This window comes from Aquibium pacificum (assembly GCF_040839445.1).
GTDB lineage: Bacteria > Pseudomonadota > Alphaproteobacteria > Rhizobiales > Rhizobiaceae > Aquibium > Aquibium pacificus.
In genome coordinates this window covers 718414-736652 of sequence record NZ_JBDPGJ010000001.1, presented here as the reverse complement: position 1 = coordinate 736652, position 18239 = coordinate 718414, and the positions used below count along the sequence as shown (strand labels likewise).

General features: G+C 63.4%; 20 protein-coding genes and 1 other annotated feature. Of the genes, 11 read left to right on the top strand and 9 right to left on the bottom strand.

Going from position 1 to position 18239, the window contains the following annotated elements; genetic code table 11:
• Nucleotides 1-21: 21 nt before the first annotated feature.
• The 5 genes from ABGN05_RS03585 to ABGN05_RS03565 all read right to left on the bottom strand — a co-directional run bounded on the left by ABGN05_RS03585 (nt 22) and on the right by ABGN05_RS03565 (nt 4071).
• Nucleotides 22-870, bottom strand: a complete 849-nt coding sequence (locus ABGN05_RS03585; RefSeq protein ID WP_367952613.1) for a universal stress protein — start codon at nt 868-870, stop codon at nt 22-24.
• A gap of 11 nt (nt 871-881) precedes the next feature.
• Nucleotides 882-2369: a SulP family inorganic anion transporter gene (locus ABGN05_RS03580; RefSeq protein ID WP_367952612.1), complete on the bottom strand. Its 1488-nt coding sequence runs from the start codon at nt 2367-2369 to the stop codon at nt 882-884.
• A gap of 66 nt (nt 2370-2435) precedes the next feature.
• Nucleotides 2436-2491 (bottom strand) — a sequence feature (sul1 is cis-regulatory element that is thought to sense ions involved in sulfur or methionine metabolism; They are found in Alphaproteobacteria).
• Nucleotides 2492-2580: 89 nt separating this feature from the next.
• Nucleotides 2581-2940 carry a tRNA-binding protein gene (locus ABGN05_RS03575; protein WP_367952611.1) on the bottom strand — a complete coding sequence of 120 codons (360 nt, stop codon included), beginning with the start codon at nt 2938-2940 and terminating at the stop codon, nt 2581-2583.
• A gap of 4 nt (nt 2941-2944) precedes the next feature.
• Nucleotides 2945-3445: a type III secretion system chaperone family protein gene (locus ABGN05_RS03570; protein ID WP_367952610.1), complete on the bottom strand. Its 501-nt coding sequence runs from the start codon at nt 3443-3445 to the stop codon at nt 2945-2947.
• 311 nt (nt 3446-3756) lie between these two features.
• Nucleotides 3757-4071 (bottom strand): accessory factor UbiK family protein, encoded by a 315-nt coding sequence (locus tag ABGN05_RS03565; RefSeq protein WP_367952609.1) that lies wholly within the window; start codon nt 4069-4071, stop codon nt 3757-3759.
• A gap of 179 nt (nt 4072-4250) precedes the next feature.
• On the opposite strand from ABGN05_RS03565, the gene lgt reads away from it, so the two are divergent.
• The 7 genes from lgt (at nt 4251) to ABGN05_RS03530 (ending at nt 11162) form a co-directional block, all read left to right on the top strand.
• Nucleotides 4251-5096: a prolipoprotein diacylglyceryl transferase gene (lgt, locus tag ABGN05_RS03560; RefSeq protein WP_507237405.1), complete on the top strand. Its 846-nt coding sequence runs from the start codon at nt 4251-4253 to the stop codon at nt 5094-5096.
• A complete protein-coding gene (locus tag ABGN05_RS03555) occupies nt 5093-6181 on the top strand; it encodes a class I SAM-dependent methyltransferase (protein ID WP_367952607.1) in 1089 nt (362 codons plus the stop codon). Before lgt ends, ABGN05_RS03555 begins: the two co-directional genes overlap by 4 nt.
• 60 nt (nt 6182-6241) lie before the next feature.
• The gene (gene pgeF / locus ABGN05_RS03550; protein ID WP_367952606.1) at nt 6242-7033 is read left to right on the top strand and encodes a peptidoglycan editing factor PgeF; all 792 of its coding nucleotides are present in this window, start codon (nt 6242-6244) and stop codon (nt 7031-7033) included.
• Nucleotides 7033-8184: a M24 family metallopeptidase gene (locus ABGN05_RS03545; protein WP_367952605.1), complete on the top strand. Its 1152-nt coding sequence runs from the start codon at nt 7033-7035 to the stop codon at nt 8182-8184. Before pgeF ends, ABGN05_RS03545 begins: the two co-directional genes overlap by 1 nt.
• 56 nt (nt 8185-8240) lie before the next feature.
• A complete protein-coding gene (locus tag ABGN05_RS03540) occupies nt 8241-8798 on the top strand; it encodes a hypothetical protein (protein ID WP_367952604.1) in 558 nt (185 codons plus the stop codon).
• 121 nt (nt 8799-8919) lie between these two features.
• Nucleotides 8920-9852 (top strand): ribose-phosphate pyrophosphokinase, encoded by a 933-nt coding sequence (locus ABGN05_RS03535; RefSeq protein ID WP_367952603.1) that lies wholly within the window; start codon nt 8920-8922, stop codon nt 9850-9852.
• A gap of 224 nt (nt 9853-10076) precedes the next feature.
• A complete protein-coding gene (locus ABGN05_RS03530) occupies nt 10077-11162 on the top strand; it encodes a GGDEF domain-containing protein (RefSeq protein WP_367952602.1) in 1086 nt (361 codons plus the stop codon).
• 40 nt (nt 11163-11202) lie between these two features.
• On the opposite strand, the gene chrA is transcribed toward ABGN05_RS03530, so the two are convergent.
• From chrA to ABGN05_RS03510, 4 genes are all read right to left on the bottom strand, one after another.
• Entirely contained in the window at nt 11203-12561 is a 1359-nt protein-coding gene (gene chrA, locus ABGN05_RS03525; protein ID WP_367952601.1) for a chromate efflux transporter, read from the bottom strand.
• Nucleotides 12558-12728 carry a hypothetical protein gene (locus ABGN05_RS03520; RefSeq protein WP_367952600.1) on the bottom strand — a complete coding sequence of 57 codons (171 nt, stop codon included), beginning with the start codon at nt 12726-12728 and terminating at the stop codon, nt 12558-12560. Before ABGN05_RS03520 ends, chrA begins: the two co-directional genes overlap by 4 nt.
• Before the next feature lie 120 nt (nt 12729-12848).
• The gene (locus ABGN05_RS03515) at nt 12849-13250 is read right to left on the bottom strand and encodes a (R)-mandelonitrile lyase (protein ID WP_367952599.1); all 402 of its coding nucleotides are present in this window, start codon (nt 13248-13250) and stop codon (nt 12849-12851) included.
• 88 nt (nt 13251-13338) lie between these two features.
• On the bottom strand, nt 13339-14211 hold the full coding sequence (locus ABGN05_RS03510; RefSeq protein WP_367952598.1) for a LysR family transcriptional regulator: 873 nt from the start codon (nt 14209-14211) through the stop codon (nt 13339-13341).
• Nucleotides 14212-14311: 100 nt separating this feature from the next.
• On the opposite strand from ABGN05_RS03510, the gene ABGN05_RS03505 reads away from it, so the two are divergent.
• The 4 genes from ABGN05_RS03505 (at nt 14312) to ABGN05_RS03490 (ending at nt 18134) form a co-directional block, all read left to right on the top strand.
• Nucleotides 14312-14530: a hypothetical protein gene (locus tag ABGN05_RS03505; protein WP_367952597.1), complete on the top strand. Its 219-nt coding sequence runs from the start codon at nt 14312-14314 to the stop codon at nt 14528-14530.
• Between the two features lie 244 nt (nt 14531-14774).
• Nucleotides 14775-15410 carry a 50S ribosomal protein L25/general stress protein Ctc gene (locus ABGN05_RS03500; protein ID WP_367952596.1) on the top strand — a complete coding sequence of 212 codons (636 nt, stop codon included), beginning with the start codon at nt 14775-14777 and terminating at the stop codon, nt 15408-15410.
• 155 nt (nt 15411-15565) lie between these two features.
• Nucleotides 15566-16291 carry an aminoacyl-tRNA hydrolase gene (gene pth, locus ABGN05_RS03495; RefSeq protein ID WP_367952595.1) on the top strand — a complete coding sequence of 242 codons (726 nt, stop codon included), beginning with the start codon at nt 15566-15568 and terminating at the stop codon, nt 16289-16291.
• Between the two features lie 973 nt (nt 16292-17264).
• On the top strand, nt 17265-18134 hold the full coding sequence (locus ABGN05_RS03490; RefSeq protein ID WP_367952594.1) for a hypothetical protein: 870 nt from the start codon (nt 17265-17267) through the stop codon (nt 18132-18134).
• The last annotated feature ends 105 nt before the right edge of the window (nt 18135-18239 follow it).

The window sequence follows — 18239 nt, the reverse complement described above, 5'->3', positions numbered from 1 at the left end:
CTACCCACCCACGCAACACGCTCACCGGAACATGAGGACGGGGACCTTGCAGCGGCGCACGAGCTCGGCGGTGGTCGAGCCGATGACGTAGCTGCGGATGCGCGAATGCCCGTAGGCGCCCATGACGAGGAGACCGGCCTTGCCGCTTTCCACGCAGGCGCCGATCACCTCCTCCGGCTCGCCGTTCTCAAGCCGCGCCTCCACCTCGAAGCCACCCTCCCGGAGTCGCCCGAACGGCGCATCCAGCCGGGACCGATTTTCGGGGGTGTCGGCGCCGACCAACAGCAGCGTACAGGAAAGACCCTTCAGGAGCGGGCTCGCCGCGACGTAGTCGACCGCGCGGTTGGCGCTCGTGCCGCCGTCGTACGCGATCACGAAACGGTCGAACGGCTCGCGGCTGCGCGAGGCGACCAGCACGGGCTTCTTCGAGCTTCTCACCACCCGTTCCAGATTTGACCCGAGATGCAACCTGGCGAAATCCGCCGCCTCGCCACGCTTTCCGATGACCACCATCTCGGCATCGGCTTCGAGATCGCCGAGCGCTTCGAGCAGGTCGCCATTGCGCAGCTTGGTCGACACCTCCACGCCACCGACGGCCTCGACCTCGCTTCGCGCGCCGTCGAGGATGGCGCGGCCCTTCTGTTGCGCCAGCTTTCCGTGCTGTTCGTCGAGATCGGCCATCTGCCGCAAGAGGTTCGTCCGCGCATTGGCGTCCAGATTGCCGCTGAGGTCGAAGTTCGTCGCGATCCGCCGGCCGAGCACGTGCGCGATCTCGACCGGCAGGCCGAGCCGGAACGCTGCCCAGCCCGCGTGCCCGGCGACGCTGCGGCCGTAGACCGATCCGTCGACCAGCGCCAGAATGTTTGCCATTCTCCCCTCCCTCAATGGCCCATCAGGCGCTCGAACGCGCCGGGCTTGTCGTGCACAGCGAGCCTGTCGACGATGGTGGCGCTGGCCTCGTTGAGGCCAGCGAGTTCGACCTCAGTGCCTTCGCGGCGAAACTTCAGGACGACGGTATCGATGGCGCCGACGCCTGTCAGGTCCCAGATGTGCGCTCGGCTGACGTCGATGGTCACGCGTTCCACCGCTTCCTTGAAGTCGAAGGCGGCGAGGAAGGCTTCGGAGGATGCGAAGAAGACCTGGCCTTCGACGACGTAGGCGCGCTCCTTATCGTCCGCCGACACGCTCGACGTGACGCGGAAGATCTGCGCCACCTTCGAGGCGAAGAAGAGGCCGGACAGGAGAACGCCCACGAGTACGCCGATCGCCAGGTTGTGGGTGGCGACGACCGTGATCACGGTTGCCAGCATGACGGTGGAGGACCGGCGCGGATGGTCCTTCAGATTGCGGATGGAGGTCCAGGAGAACGTGCCGATCGAGACCATGATCATGATCGCCACCAGCGCGGCCATAGGGATGATCGAAACCCAGTCGCCGAGGACGACGATGAGGAACAGCAGGAAGACGCCGGCGGCGAAGCAGGAGAGCCGCCCGCGGCCGCCCGACTTCACGTTGATGACCGACTGGCCGATCATGGCGCAGCCTGCCATGCCGCCGAGAAAGCCGGTGGCGACGTTGGCGAGCCCCTGACCGACGCACTCGCGATTCTTGTCGCTGCCGGTATCGGTCAATTCGTCGATGATCGACGCCGTCATCAGCGATTCGAGCAGCCCCACGACGGCGACCGCGGCCGAATAGGGCAGCACGATCATGAAGGTCTCGAGATTGAGCGGCACGTCCGGCAGCAGGAAGACGGGCAGCGTCGATGGCAGTTCGCCCATGTCCCCGACGGTACGAAGCTCGTCCATGCCGAACCATAGCGAGACGGCGGTGAGCACCAGGATGCAGATCAGCGGCGACGGCACGGCCCTGGTGAAGCGCGGGAACAGGTAGATGATCGCGAGGCCTGCGGCCACCATGACGTAGGTGACCCACGGCACGCCGATGAGTTCGGGCAGTTGCGCCATGAAGATCAGGATCGCCAGCGCGTTGACGAAACCCGTGATTACCGAGCGCGAGACGAAGCGCATGAGATCGCCGAGCCGCAGCAGGCCGGCCCCGACCTGCAGCACGCCGGCGAGGATGGTGGCGACCAGGAGGTATTGCAGCCCGTGCTCCTTCACCAGCGTCACCATGAGGACGGCGGTCGCGGCGGTCGCCGCAGAGATCATACCGGGACGTCCGCCGGCGAAAGCTATGACCACGGCGATCGAGAACGAGGCATAGAGGCCGATCTTGGGATCGACGCCCGCGATGATGGAAAAGGCGATGGCTTCGGGGATCAGCGCGAGGGCCACGACCAGCCCGGCGAGCAGGTCGCCGCGGACATTGCCGAACCATTCGGCACGATAGGCGGAAAGGGAGTTCATTCAAATCCGGGGAAAACGGGACCGCGGCGGCCGGTAAAGGCCTTCCAGGTGGCTATGATGCGGTCGGGTTGTCCGGCGGGTCGGCGGCCGGAATAGCCACCCGGATTTTCACCGGGTCCGATGTTTCCCCGTTCATAGGAGGGGAGTTGCTGCACTGCAACAGGAAATAGAGGGGTGGCAGGCTACATCGGCCAGAGCATCCCGGCTCCCATCAGAACAGCCGGCCGCCGTCCGGCACCTTGCGTTCGATGGCGGCGAGCACCACGGCGCCTTCCTCGTCGGAGAAGCCGAGCGTCAGCACCTCGGACATGAACTTGCCGATCTGGCGCGGCGGAAAGTTGACGACCGCCATCACCTGACGCCCGACGAGTTCCTCCGGCGCGTAGTACTTGGTGATCTGCGCCGACGACTTCTTCACGCCGATTACGGGTCCGAAGTCGATGCGCAGCTTGATTGCGGGCTTGCGCGCCTCGGGAAACGGCTCCGCCTCGACGATCGTGCCGGCGCGGATGTCGACCTTCTCGAAATCGGCCCAGGTGATCTCGGCCGGTCTGTCAGCCGTGGTCGCCATGGCGTCAAGCGCTGCCGTGCGTTTCGAACAGCACGCTCTGCAGGGCATCGCGGGCCGAGACGCCCGACCAGACGACGAACTGGAACGCCTGGAAATAGCATTCGCAGGCTTCGAGCGCGGTCGACAGCAGCACCTCGACCTGCTGGCCCGTCGGCTCCACGCCGCCGTTCAAGAGCAGCGCCTGGCGGAACATGATCGCACCCTCCTGCTCCCACAGGTCGAAATGGCCGAACAGCATCTGTTCGTTGATCAACGCCAGCAGGCGCATGACCTCGGTCACGCGGGTCTCGGTCACCTTGATGTCGAACGCGCAGGCGAGATGCAGCGCCTCGAAATCCTCCATCCAGGAGAAGGAGATATGATAGTCCGTCCAGTTGCCGGCGACCGAGATGGCGATCTCGTCGTCGCCCGCGCGCTCGAAAGCCCACTCGTTGGCGTGCGCGACCTGCTCGATGACATCCACCGGATGCGCCTCGCGTGTCAGGTCGATTTCCAGAAGGCTCATGAATTGCTTCCTGTTGTTGTGGGAACGCGGTCCGCGCGCTCCGTCCGGGACGCAACACGCGACGCGACTTGCAAACTCGTGGGGGAACGCGCGAGGTCTCTCAATGACCCCGGCCGGGGAACCCCAGTCCCGGCGCATGAACGAATCATGCAGTAAATTCAGTGTATTGATGACGAGTCGCAGTTCCAGCGGTTTTTTGGTTCCGGCGGTTTCGCGTGTGGATAGCCTGTGCGCCGGCTATCAACCATGCCTGCGTAAGGGATTCTGCACGAACGCCTTTTTCGCCTGCCGTCCTGTGGAAACGCGGAGGATTATTTTTTTGTCCGCGCCTTCGCCGGAGCGCTCGCGGAGGCGTTTTCGGCCGTATTGCCGCTCAGTGCGGCGAGCCTGGCTTCCATTTCGTCGAGCCGCGCGGCGAGCTTCTTGTTCTCGGCGCGCGCCTTGACGGCCATATCCCGCATGGCTTCGAACTCCTCGCGCTGAACGATGTCCATCGAGTTCAACATGCGCTCTGCCTGGGCGCGGAAGGCGCCTTCCATCTCGCGCCGCACGCCCTGCGCGGCGCCCGCGGCGTCCGTCATCAGCTTGGCGATATCATCCAGGATGCGGTTGGGTCCGTTCGTCATGACGCTGGCCTCGCTCTCAACGGATCGGCTCCGCAAGACGGGCGGAGTGTCCTTTCGAGAGAACTAGGCGGGGGTGGGCCTCTTTGCAAGCATCCGACCGGCGGCGCTTGCTGGCATCTTGACCTTTGGCGCCGCCATCGACCATGGTCCGCGCGCTTTTGACAGCCGGGAACCCGACCTTGGAAACGCTCCTCCTGCCGCTCGCGGCGCTGCCCTTCCCCGAGATCGACCCGGTCCTTCTCCGGCTCGGCCCGCTGGCCATCCACTGGTACGGCATCGGCTATGTCGTGGGTATCCTCTTTGCCTGGTGGTACGCCAAGCGGCTCCTGTCGAAGCCGCAGCTGTGGGCAGACGGCGTTCCCCCGATGAAGCCGGAGGATCTCGATGATTTCGTCGTCTGGGCCGCGGCCGGCATCGTCCTGGGCGGGCGCATCGGATACGTCCTGTTCTACGATCTCGCGCGCTACATCGAGGAGCCGCTGGCGGCGCTGGCGCTCTGGGAAGGCGGCATGTCCTTCCACGGCGGCCTGCTCGGCACGATCCTGGCCATGATCCTGTTTTCGCGTTCGCGCGGCATTCGCGTCTGGAGCATGTTCGATATCGTCGCCGCTGGCGTGCCGGTCGGGCTCGGCCTCGTGCGATGCGCCAATTTCATAAACTCCGAACTGTGGGGCCGGACCACGGACGTGCCCTGGGCCTTCGTCTTCCCGAACGGCGGCCCCGAACCGCGTCATCCGAGCCAGCTATATGAGGCAGCACTGGAAGGCCTCGTGCTGTTCGTCGTGCTGAGGATCCTCACCCACCGTTTCCTGAAGCTGAAGGCCCCCGGTTTCGTGGCGGGAGCCTTCGTGGCGGGCTACGGGCTCTCGCGCATCGTCGTCGAGTTCTTCCGGGTGCCCGATCCGCAGCTCGGCTATCTGCTCGGCGGATGGCTGACCATGGGCATGATTCTGTCGCTGCCGATGGTTCTTGCCGGCGCTTGGGCCATGGCGACCGCGCGGCCGGCGACTTCCCCTGCAAGATGAATGGCTTGAAAGAGAGAATAGCCGCGTTGATCGAGCAGGAAGGGCCGCTGACGATCGCCGACTACATGACTGTCTGCCTGTTCGATCCCGCGCATGGCTACTATACCACGCGCGAGCCCTTCGGCGTTGAAGGCGACTTCACCACCGCGCCGGAGATCAGCCAGATGTTCGGCGAGCTTGTCGCGATCTGGCTCTATTCGGTGTGGCAGGCAGCGGGCTCTCCCCGGCCCGTCTGCATCGCGGAGATCGGGCCGGGGCGCGGCACCCTGACGAAAGACGTGATCCGCACGCTTTCGCAGATCGACGCCGGCCTGGCGCGGGACGTCCGCTTTGCGCTGGTCGAGGCAAGCCCACGATTGACCCAGGTGCAGAAGAAGACCCTCGCCGGTTCGCCGGCGACGCTGGAGTGGTACCGTCAGGTCGGCGATCTCCCGCAGCTTCCGGTCCTGTTCGTCGGCAACGAGATCTTCGACGCGATCCCGATGCGCCAGTTCGTGCGCCGCGATGGCAGATGGCGCGAGCGCTGCGTCGGACTGTCCGGCGACGGAGAGCTGGCTTTCGTGCAGGGACCGGGCGAGCCCGACCCGAGCCTTCTGCCGGCGGACGCCGGATCGGCCGAGGAGGGATCGCTGATCGAGCTGGCACCTGCCCGCAGTGCGCTGATGGACGCTGTCGCCGAACGCATCGCCAGCGACGGGGGCGCGGGGATCTTCTTCGACTACGGGCACCTGGCACCGGGATACGGCGATACGCTGCAGGCGGTCCGCCGCCATGCCTTCGACGACGTGCTTGCCCGGCCTGGCGAAGCCGACCTGACGTCGCATGTCGATTTCGCCGCGCTTTCCGCCGCGGCAGACCAGCACGGCCTTGCCGCGCACGTCGCGACCCAGGGGGATTTCCTGATCGCCATGGGCTTGCGGGAGCGCGCGGGTCTGCTCGGACGTTCGGCCGACGCCACGACCAGGGAGCGGATCGTCGGCGAAGCCCGCCGCCTCGCCGCGCCGGACGAGATGGGCGACCTTTTCAAGGTGCTGGCGGTTACGCCACACGACCTGGTCCCGCCGGGGTTCGCGGGCCGTGATTGACTTGGCCACCCCCCTGCCCCACGATCCGCGCCGCCCAGGGAAGAAACTGCAAGGCCAACGATGCTGAATGACCAGAGACCGGAGCCGCTCCGGTCGCCAGAGCTTGCCGGACTGTCGGCCGGCGGGATCCGCCACGGCTTCTTCACGCGCGTCGGCGGCGTGTCGTCGGGCCTGTACCGGGGGCTCAACGTCGGGCTCGGCTCCAACGACGACCGCGAATCGGTGCTGGAGAACCGCGCGCGTGTCGCCACATGGCTCGGCGTGCCGGCCAGCAATCTCTGTACCCCGCACCAGATCCATTCCGCGCGGGCGGTGGTCGCGACCGAGCCCTGGCCGGAGCGCCCGCAGGCGGACGCGGTGGTGACCGACCGGCCAGGCCTCGCGCTCGGGGTGCTGGCGGCCGATTGCGGACCGATCCTGTTCGCCGACCCCGAGGCACGCGTCATCGGAGCCGCGCATGCCGGATGGAAAGGCGCGCTGGACGGCGTGCTGGAGAGCACAATCGAGGCGATGGAGCGGCTTGGCGCGCGTCCGGCGCGCATCGTCGCCGTGCTCGGCCCCTCGATCAGCCAGGAGAACTACGAGGTCGGCCCCGAATTCGTCGAGCGCTTCACGACGGCCGACCCGGACAACCAGCGATATTTTCTGCCTTCCACGAAACACGGCCACGAGAAATTCGATCTCAACGGCTACACGGTCGACCGGCTGCGCCGGGCAGGGATCGGCGCCTCGCATCTCGGCATCTGCACCTATGCCGACGAGGAGCGGTTCTTTTCCTATCGGCGGACAACGCATAGGGGAGAGCCGGACTACGGCCGGCAGATATCGGCGATCGTCCTGGAGGAAATCTGATGGCGCTTCACTTCGAACGCACCGAATTCGACGCCCGGCGCGACCGCCTGGTCATCGAGATGGCCGACCGGAAGCTCGATGCCATGCTGCTCTTCGCACAGGAGAGCATGTTCTGGCTGACCGGCTACGACACGTTCGGGTACTGCTTCTTCCAGTGCCTCGTCGTGAAGGCGGACGGATCGATGGTGCTGCTCACCCGCTCGGCCGACCTGCGCCAGGCGCGCCATACGTCGACCATCGAGACGATCAATCTGTGGACGGACCGGCAGGGCGCGAATCCCACCGTAGACCTGCGGAATCTGCTGAACGAGATGGACCTGCTAGGCTGTCAGATCGGGGTCGAGTACGACACGCACGGGCTGACCGCGTTCAACGGGCGGCGGCTCGATGAACAGTTGCAGACCTTCGGCAAGATCATCGACGCGTCGGGGATCATCCCAAGGCTGCGCCTGTTCAAGAGCCCGGCCGAGATCGCCAAGACGACCCGCGCCGCCGCGCTTGCCGACGATGCGCTCGATGCCGCGCTGCCGCTGATCAAGCAGGGCGGGGACGAGGGCAAGATCCTCGCCGCCATGCAGGGCGCCATCTTCGAAGGCGGCGGCGACTATCCCGCCAACGAGTTCATCATCGGATCGGGCGCGGATGCGCTGCTGTGCCGCTACAAGGCCGGCCGGCGCAAGTTGAACAAGAACGACCAGCTTACCCTGGAATGGGCCGGGGCGTTCCATCACTACCATGCCGCCATGATGCAGACGATCGTGATGGGAAAGGTGTCGCGACGCCACCAGGAACTCTACGAGGCCGCGCGCGACGCGCTCATGGCCGTCGAGACGGCGATGGTCCCGGGAAAGACCTTCGGCGACGTCTTCGATGCCCACTCGCGCGTGATGGAGAGCCATGGTCTGACGCGCCATCGGCTGAACGCGTGCGGCTATTCGCTGGGCGCACGCTATTCGCCGTCCTGGATGGACACGCCGATGTTTTATGCGGGAAACGCCGAGCCGATCGCTCCGGACATGACGCTGTTTGCCCACATGATCATCATGGATTCCGACACCGAGACGGCGATGACGCTCGGGCGGACCTATCTCACCACCGACGCCGAGGCGAAGCGGCTTTCGCGTCATGATCTGGACTTGATAGTGCGTTGAAAGGATAAGTCGGTTAAGCTTGTTACCGGGGTTTTCGGAGGAGCAGGGAGATGCGCATGAGGACGCTCGCCGCGGCTTCTCTCCTGGCATCGCTCGCTCTTTCGGCCTGCAAGACCTCCGAGGCGCTCGATCCGGCAGCAATCCAGGCGAAGAACGAATCGGCCGTGCAGGAAGATGTCCCAGGCACGACCGCGGACGCGCTCCTGCCTACCCCGGCGGCACTTCCGCCCGCCGGTCCCGTGCGCGAAGGCGTGCGCCTGCAGTTCGCCCCGGTGGTCGGTGCGACCGTGGACACGGCGACACCGCTGGCAAGGCGGCTTTCCGCCCGGGCGGCGGAACGGGGATTGGTCATCGTCGGCAAGGAAGCGGTGCCCGCCAGCCATCTGTTGAAGGGCTATTTCTCCGCGATCGCCGAGGACAAGGAGACGATCGTCATCTTCGTCTGGGACGTGATCGGTCCCGACGGAAACCGTCTCCACCGCATCCAGGGGCAGGAACGCGTCGCGGCATCGGCGGAAAACGCCTGGACGATCGTCCCACCGCAAACCATGGAAACGATCGCCGACAGGACGATCGACGAGCTTTCGCGCTGGCTCGAAACGCATCCCGGATGATCATCGTAGCGGAAACGCTTTCTTTGGATTAGCCGACGAATCCGGCCGCCGGCGCTTGCAATGGCGGATTCCGACGCTAAAAGCCACACGAACCGAGCTTGGCGTTCGCCGGGGAAACTTCATGAAGCTATTTGCGGGCAACTCCAACCGGGTGCTGGCCGAAGCCGTCGCCCGGTACCTGAACGTTCTCCTGGGACGGGCGAGCGTCAGGCGGTTCGCCGATCAGGAAATATTCGTCGAGATCCAGGAAAACGTGCGCGGCGAGGACGTATTCGTCCTCCAGTCGACCTCCTATCCGGCCAACGATCACCTGATGGAAATGCTCATCATGATCGACGCCTTCCGCCGGTCCTCCGCGCGGCGCATCACCGCCGTCATGCCCTATTTCGGCTACGCACGGCAGGATCGCCGCGCGTCCGGCCGCACGCCGATCTCCGCCAAGCTGGTGGCGAACATGATCACCGGCGCAGGCGCCGACCGGGTGCTCACGCTTGATCTCCATGCCGGACAGATCCAGGGCTTCTTCGATATCCCGACCGACAACCTCTTCGCGGTCCCCGTCCTCGCGCGCGACGTCAAGGCGCACTACCAGCTGGCGAACGTCATGGTCGTGTCGCCCGACGTCGGCGGCGTGGTGCGCGCGCGCGCGCTCGCCAAGCGCATCGACGCTCCCCTCGCCATCGTCGACAAGCGGCGCGAACGACCGGGCGAATCCGAAGTGATGAATGTCATCGGCGACGTGCACGGCAAGGATTGCCTGCTGATCGACGACATCGTGGATTCGGGCGGAACGCTCTGCAACGCCGCCGACGCGCTGCTCGCGAACGGCGCCACCAGCGTCACAGCCTATATCACCCACGGCGTGCTGTCGGGTGGCGCGGTGGCCCGCATCACCGGTTCCAAGCTCAAGGAACTGGTGACCACCGATTCGATCCAGCCGACCTCCGCGGTCGAGGCCGCTCACAACATCCGCGTCGTTTCCATCGCGGATCTCATCGGCGAGGCGATCTCTCGCACGGCGACGGAAGAATCCGTATCGAGCCTCTTCGACTGACCAGCTATCGGTAGCGGCGACGGGCGCCGATTCCGGCCTTTCCGGTTTGTTAACCTAGGCTCTGGTCATCTTTCTTAACCCCATGCCGCTTAAGCTACGTCATGGCGCAAGGGGTTATGGAAAACACCGCCGGTCGACCGCGATCCGGCTTCGGGAGGAGCCGATCCACAACTGGCTTCTTGTGGCGCATCCATGAGTGGATATCCGCTGCTCCGGGCAACGATGTGCCGGAGGTTCGCGAGCGGCTGATCCGCAGCGTGTTCGAACGCAGGGCCGTCGTGGTCTTCGGCGCGGTAACCTCTACCGTATCCGCCATCACGGCCGCGATCCTCACCGACGCGTCATGGCCGTATCTGTGGCTGATCGCGGAAGCCATCCTGTTCGTGGCGCGAATGCGGGGACTTGTCGCCGTCGACAATTCCTCGCCGCAGCAGGCGGAGCGCTGCTACGCAATTCTCTTTTTTCTCGGCATCACGTGGGGAACGGTCTTCGGCCTCGGCAGCTACGGACTCATATCGACGGGAGACCCGTTGCTGGTCGTGCTGGCCGCCATCAACGTCGCCGGAGCGGTCGGAAACATTGCCTCACGCAACGCGCCGCTGCCTCGCTTCGGCGCGCTGGTGATGGCAGCGACCTGCATCCCGTTTGCGACGGCTCTCCTCGTCCACGGTCCCTCCGAGATGTGGATCGCGCTCCTGATGGGTCCCGTATGGGTCGCAGGCATGGTTATCGTCATGCTTCAGAACCACGATATGACGGTTCGCATGATCGTCGCCGAACTCGAGAACCATCGTATCGCGCGGACAGACCGGCTCACCGACCTCCCGAACCGAATTTCGCTCGAGGAGCGCCTTGCAGAACTCTGCAGCGCCATCGGAACCAGTGGCAGCGAAGACAGCTTCGCGATCCTCTGTCTCGACCTTGACGATTTCAAGCCCGTCAACGACGAGTACGGCCATGCGGTCGGCGACAAGCTCCTGGGCGCCGCCGCGCGCCGCATCCGCAATTCGATCCGTGAAGTGGATTCGGCATACCGCTTAGGCGGCGACGAGTTCGTGGTGCTCCTGCCCGGGACTGCGCGCGCGGAGGCAGTCTTCGTCGGCTCCCGCATCATCACCGCCCTCACCCGGCCTTTCGACGTGGGTGCCGGCGAGCTGGTCCGAATCGGTGCCAGTATCGGCAGCACGGTCGCCGATGCGCCGAACGTCGACCCCCAGGCTCTCCTCGATCGGGCAGATCAGGCGCTCTATGCCGCCAAGGCGGCCGGCAAGAACGTCTATCGCGACAGCCACACCGGCGCAGGCGGATAGGGCACCAGGCCGGGTGCCACTCCGGCCGCAGGCACCTTCCTCAGCTCCGAACGAGCAGCATGGCCGCGCCGGCCAGTGCCGCGAGCACCAGGACGGCGATCAGGTTGGCGTGGAAGCGCAGGAGCGCGATGCCGGCCGCAATCGCGATGACCGCGGCCGCCACGTCGAAGCTCGCAAGATCCGGCGCGGGAAGATCGAACGGACCGATGGAATAGGCGTGCACGTCGCCGAAGAGCACGTGGAGTGCGAACCAGACCGCGAGGTTGGCGATGACGCCGACGACCGCGGCCGTGACCGCCGCCAGCGCCGCCGCCAGCCAGCGGACGTTTCGCACCGTTTCGACATAGGGCGCTCCGGCGAAAATCCACAGGAAGCAGGGCACGAAGGTGAACCAAAGCGTCACCAGCGCGCCGGCGAGCCCACCCAGGAGCGGATCGAGAGCCGAAAAACGCGCCGCTCCCAGATAGCCGACGAAGACAAGCACGAGGATGAGCGGTCCCGGCGTGGTCTCCGCAAGTCCCAGCCCCGTCAGCATCTCGTCCGGCCGCAGCCACTGATGCACCTCCACCGCCTGCTGGGCGACGTAGGCCAACACCGCATAGGCGCCGCCGAACGTTACCGCGGCCATCCTGGAGAAGAACGATGCTTCGACGGCGAGCACGTGTTCCTGGCCGAGCGCGGCGTGGAGCAGGAGCAGCGGACCGAACCAGAGCGCCAGCCAGATCGACGTGGTGGTGAGGAAGCGGGCGAGGCTCGGCCGTGCCCAGGACGGAAGCGGCGCCTCCGAGACCACATCGGCAGCCGGATGACCGGCGCCGGTCCCCCTGACGGCCGGCGAACGAAGCAGATGGAGCACGGCCCCGATCAGCGCCGCGCCCAGGATGATGGCGGGAAAGGCTATGCCGAGGAACGCGATGGCCACGAAAGCCGCCACCGCGATCGCCACCATCGACGGTCCTTTCAAGGCGCGCCTGGAGACCTTGATCAGCGCCTCCAGCACCACGGCGAGCACTGCCGCCTTCAGCCCGAAGAGTAGCCCCTGGACGATCGCGACCTGCCCGACGAGCATGTAGGCCGTGGTGAGCGCGACCAGCACCACCGCGCCCGGAAGCACGAAGAGGAGCCCCGCCATCAGCCCGCCCCGCACGCCGTGCAGCAGCCAACCGGCATAGGTGGCAAGCTGCATGGCCTCCGGTCCGGGCAGGAGCATGCAGTAGTTCAGCGCGTGCAGGAACCGCGCCTCGTCCAGCCATTTCCGCTCCTCGACGAGATAGCGGTGCATGAGAGCGATCTGTCCGGCGGGGCCGCCAAAGGACAGGAGGCCGATGCGCGCGAAGACGGAGAAGGCCTCGCCGAACGGGACCGTACCCGCAGACGGCGCCCCGGGAGCCGGATTCATGGTTCGGCTCCGATCGCAACCACGGAGTTTCCCCCTTCCTCCCAGGCCGCGAAGCCGCCTTCGAGATAAACAGCATCGACGCCGGGTTCCGTCAGCCGGTCGGCGTCGATCAGCAATTGCGGTTCGGGCAAGGAGATGAGATCGGCGGGAGTGATCGGGATCGGCATGGCAGGCCTCCGCAACAGATGAGCGAAAGCGGACTTGGGCCGAAGCCTCTCGCGGGGAGTCCACCCATGCCCCCGAAACATCAGACTATCGCGGCGTGGCGCCGCGAGCAACGGCCAGCGTCAAGCCTGGGCCGAATATTGCGCGTCGGTGACCGGCTCCATCCAGTCGACGTGCTTGCCGTCCAGCGCCTCGTGGATGGCGATATGGGTCATGCCGGTATCCGGTCCCGCGCCGTGCCAGTGCTTTTCGCCCGGCGCGATCCACAGCGTGTCGCCGGGACGAAGCTCGATGACCGGCTCCCCGAGCTTCTGCGCCAGCCCCAGGCCGGAGACGACGTGCAGCGTCTGCCCGAGCGGATGCGTGTGCCAGTTGGTGCGCGCGCCGGGCTCGAAGCTAACCGAAGCGGCCCGCACCCGCGCCGGCTCTTCCGCCTCGACGATCGGGTCCTGCCAGACGGTACCGGTGAACCAGTCGGAAGAAGCTCTCTTCGTCGCGCGCGTTCCGCTCTTGAAATGTCGCATCGTATTTCCTCCGAAGTTTCAGGTCTGCGTGTGCGCGGGCTGCGCGAGGCAGAGCGCACATTGGAATGGCATAGGTAGCATTGCAATCCTACGACAGCGCGGGCTGCGTGGCCGAGAACGCCTCCCGCATCGCAGCCGCCATGCCGTTCACCGCCGCGCCCTTGGCGGCCGGGTTCCGGTGCAGGACAACATGCGAGGCATCGATGTCGCCGAAACCGTCCTCGTGGCTCAGGGCGCGGCAATCCTCGGGAATATTGCTGCGCGAGATGGGCGCGATGGCGAGGCCCGAGGTGACGGCAAGCTTCAAGCCACCGTTCGTGTCGCTGACATAGGCCACCCTGTAGTCGATCCCGCGCTGTTCCAGCGAGCGGACCGCGAAGTTCCGGCACCAGCCGGAACTGCCATAGAGTGCGATCGGCAATGGGCGTTCCTCGTGCATGCGGTGGAGTTCGGACGTCACCCAGACGGTCGGGTCTGTCATCAGTATCTCTCCTTCGGAAAAATCCTGCCACTCGAAGATCACCGCCAGGTCGAGCTCGCCGTTGCGGACCTTCGCGAAATGGTCGGCGGAGAAGCCGTACCGGACGGTGACCTCGACATTGGGCTGCCGCTTGGAGAATGCGCCGAGCGCCCGCGACAGCGTACGCTGGCCATACTCCTCAGGAATTCCGATGCGGACCTTCCCGTCCAGCGCCGGCGCATCGAGCATGGCGACCGTCTCGTCCATGAGCGACACGATGCGCCTGGCGTTCGACAGGAGCTGGTCGCCCCTGCGCGTGATCTCGACACCCCGCGAACCGCGGGCGAAAAGCGGGCCACCGACCTGCTCCTCGAGCCGCTTGATCTGCATGGAGACCGCCGACTGCGTGCGGCGCACATGCTCGGCCGCCTTGGTGATGTTGCCGGTTTCGGCCACCGCCACGAAGGTGCGCAGAAGGTCACTGTCCAAGCGGGAGGTCATCCGTCCACCATAAACATTCCTGATGGCTGGCATCATTGCAATTCGTTTGAAGCATGTCAAAGGCTGGCTATATGCATGGCTTCGGCACTTGGAGCAGATCATGGCCTATTCGCAGACTTTTCAGGGAGGCATCTCCCTTCGCCGTTCGGAAGTCGCGGCCTCACCGGCACCGGCTCCGTCGGTCCCGCTGGCGAGCCTGCTCGACAGGCGCGACGACCACCTGCTGACCGACATCGGCCTGACGCGCGACGACTTGCTCGGACCGGCGGCGCGGTTCTGGCGCGAATGGAACGCGACCAAGGAGCCATGGTCGCTCTGACGCGCAAAGGTTCACCGGCTCCTCACTGGCCCGCCTGCGCGAATGCAGGCGGGTGCTTTTTTCGTGGCGAGAACACGCACGGGCCGGCAACTTGCACTCGGTTCGGCCTTCCGGTATAGGACCGCCACCCGCGTAGACACCCTTGGAGGCAACGCGGCGGAGGGCCGCCTCGCGAGGCGGCTTTCGACGTTTGCGGCCGGTCCGCCGCCCGCGAGCGCTCCAGCAACACGTGAAAGGAAATGCCATGGCTCACGAAGCTTACGAGCTGAAGGCCGAGGCGCGCGAACGGGTCGGTAAGGGGTCCGCCCGGGATGTTCGCCGCAACGGAAAAGTACCCGCCGTCATCTACGGCGACAAGCAGGCGCCCCTCGCCATCGCCTTGACCTACAAGGACGTCTACATGAAGATTCATGGCGGCGGCTTCCTGACCACCATCGCCACGATCGATCTCGACGGCAAGAAGATCCAGGTCCTCCCGAAGGACTATCAGCTCGATCCGGTCCGAGACTTCCCGATGCACGTCGATTTCCTGCGCGTCGGCAAGGACACGGTGGTGACCGTCGAGGTGCCCGTGCACTTCGTCAACGAGGAGAAGTCTCCCGGCATTCGCCGCGGCGGCGTGCTCAACATCGTGCGTCACGAGATCGAATTCACCTGCCCGGCCAATGCGATCCCCGAGTTCATCTCGGTCGATCTCGACGGCACTGATCTCGGCGATTCCATCCACATCTCCGCCGTCAAGCTGCCCGAAGGCGTCAAGCCGACGATCACCGATCGCGATTTCACGATCGCCACGATCGCCGCGCCCGCCGGCCTGAGGTCGGAAGAGGATGAAGGCGCCGAAGGCGCCGCGGAGGAGGAAGAAGGCGGGGAGGAGTAGTCTCCCCCGCGCCGTCTGGCCAAGGACATTCAAGGCGCGTCGCGATCTTTCCGATTCGCCCCCTGCGCTTCAGCTGTCTGTTTTTGCGCATGTCTTTGTCCCGAAACCGGATCCCACTTTCGAGAGACACGCTCTAGCGCCGGGAGGCGGAAACCATGCAGATCATCGCAGGTCTCGGCAACCCGGGCGCAAAGCACGAAAACAACCGGCACAATGTCGGCTTCATGGCGGCGGACGCGATTGCCCGCCGCCATTCCTTTTCCCCCTGGTCGAAGAAGTTCAAGGCCCTGATCGCCGAGGGCATGCTGGGCGGCGAGAAGGTGCTGCTGGTCAAGCCGCAGACCTTCATGAACCTGTCGGGCCAGTCGGTCGGCGAAGCGGTGCGCTTCTACAAGCTCACCCCCGCCGACGTGACGGTGCTCTACGACGAACTCGACCTTGCCCCCGGCAAGGTCCGCATCAAGACCGGCGGCGGCGCGGGCGGCCACAACGGCATCCGCTCGCTCGATACCCACATCGGCAAGGACTATCGCCGCGTGCGCATCGGCATCGGCCATCCAGGCGCCAAGGAACTCGTCTACAACTGGGTGTTGGGCGACTTCGCCAAGGCCGACCAAGAATGGCTGGAGCCTTTGCTCGACGCCATCGGCGACAACGCCGCAATGCTCGCCAAGGGCGACGACAACGGCTTCATGAACAAGACGAGCCTCGCCGTGCCCGGCTCCGCGAAGGCGGAAGCCTCGCGCGGCGGCGAAGAACGCCCGGCGAAGGGCAAGAGCCACATCCGCCAAGCCCGGCCGCAGCAGCCGGAGGTGAAGGTTCCGGAGACAGGGCCGATGGCGGCGATGCTGAAGAGGCTGTTCGGGAAGGATGGCGACTAGTGAAGCGGCGGCTGAGCCAGACGGGAGCGGCGGGATAAGAGGGCTTGCGTTGATCGCACTCTCGACAGTCCCACAGGATTCCATACGTAGTGTTAGGATATTCTATGCTCAGGCGGGCGGCTGAATATTGTAAGTCGATGGTTCTAGACTAGTAAAGCGCCCCCGCGAACTTTGGCGGGGGCGCTTCAATTTTCCTGAAGTAGGTGTCAGCACTGAGGCCCGACGCAAACGCACGCGGGGGGGAAAAGACCTGACAAACAGAGGGCTTCCGCACCCCCCCAGTACCAAAGCCACGCAAGGACGGCGCTTACTGCAGCTGACCCCCCTGCGATCCCAATGCCGCGTAGAAATCCGTCAAACAAATCATCCGATGATGAGGCGATGAGAACAGGCATCGCGCGATCCCGAGGAGTCGCGATACTCCACTCTAAATCTCTCGTCATTTCAACTTGGTCATATGCGCTCCCATCTGTGGCACTCTCGATCGGAACATGGCTAGCCATCGCAACCGACACGTACGCCATCAGCACAACGACGAACGTGATAAACGCGACAAGTATGATCCTGATCCTATTGTTGATCCAAGCAGATACCAGCGTCGTTTCAGCGTCATTATTACGCATTTTCATTCTCCCTTCTGCGTAACATAAGCAATTACAATTTAACTTCTCTCGGTAAATTGTATACCGTGTTTACATGGCACTTATTCTGTACGATTTGTATTCTTATACGTAACACCGTATCTAAAATATATCAAATGAATTGGAAAAAGTCGCGATTTAATATGAGTTTATATCTATAATTTTGGAGCCTATATGAAATATTGCTATTATATTTCATCTGCATGACCAGTAATTCGAGAGATTTTGTACGATTGACAAAACTGCTACACATTCTGAGCCATAACTCTTGCAATCCAGCGGATTCCGTAGAATCTTACAGACTTACATATCTTCCTGTATGGAGCCGATCAGTGGTTGGTCTGATTGAGTCAGCAACATTATCGTCAGCCGAGCTGGGCAGTATTCTCTTTAAGTATCGATCTTGGGAGCCGTGCTCATGGGACGAGCTATTGAGGTTATGCAAATTTCCCGCCAAGGCGGCCAATCGTTTTCAGAATTGTTGTCGAGGTCTAACGTCATTTGACAAGGAAGAAATCGTATCAATAAGTCGTATTCTCGATGAACATTTCGACGATGCACATTGGTACAAAATGAAAATTGATCTGAAGCTGATATATGATAAATGCGTTTTCATAAGAAGACCGTTGTCTAATGTTTTTGCTGGCATCAACGGCAACATAAGCAATGAAGCATCGGAATTTAATAGGAAGTGTACTGGAAAAGAAAATGGTGCATATCTTATAATTCGCTGGCGGGGCAATACAGATCTAATTATCGCCTATATGCTCATAAAAACATCAAGGCCTAGTAAACCAGTTGCCGAATTTCTTACTTATAGGCCGAGATCAAAAGATAAAACACGCCGTGTTCGTGGCGTTATTTTTGAACAGCGTGATATTATTTATTCATTTGGAAGAACACGAAATGCAAATGGTTTTAGGTCAGCAATTCTCAAGCAGCATAATGTATCTCGGGGTGGGTTTGATCGAACTGATCTGTGCGGAGTGAGACTTGGTCTCCAAGAGGACCCTGACCGCCCATTTGCCTATCCAATCTACTGCTATCAACTCATTAGAAAGCGACAGAAGACTGCTATTCGAGACATACTAGGCTACACAACTGTGGAACAGGTTGAAAAAAGTGGGCAGGTTGACGGAATAAGGGAAATATATGAGAAATTGACGCACGCAGCGCGGCACGAACTAGGATCCTGGTTTTGATTCATAGCTCTGTAAATCGCACTTAGGAAGAAATATAAAAGTTACGTCTTGTCAAGTGTAAAGAATATACATCGAGCATCACGTCCCCATCTCGATAGTCTCCAC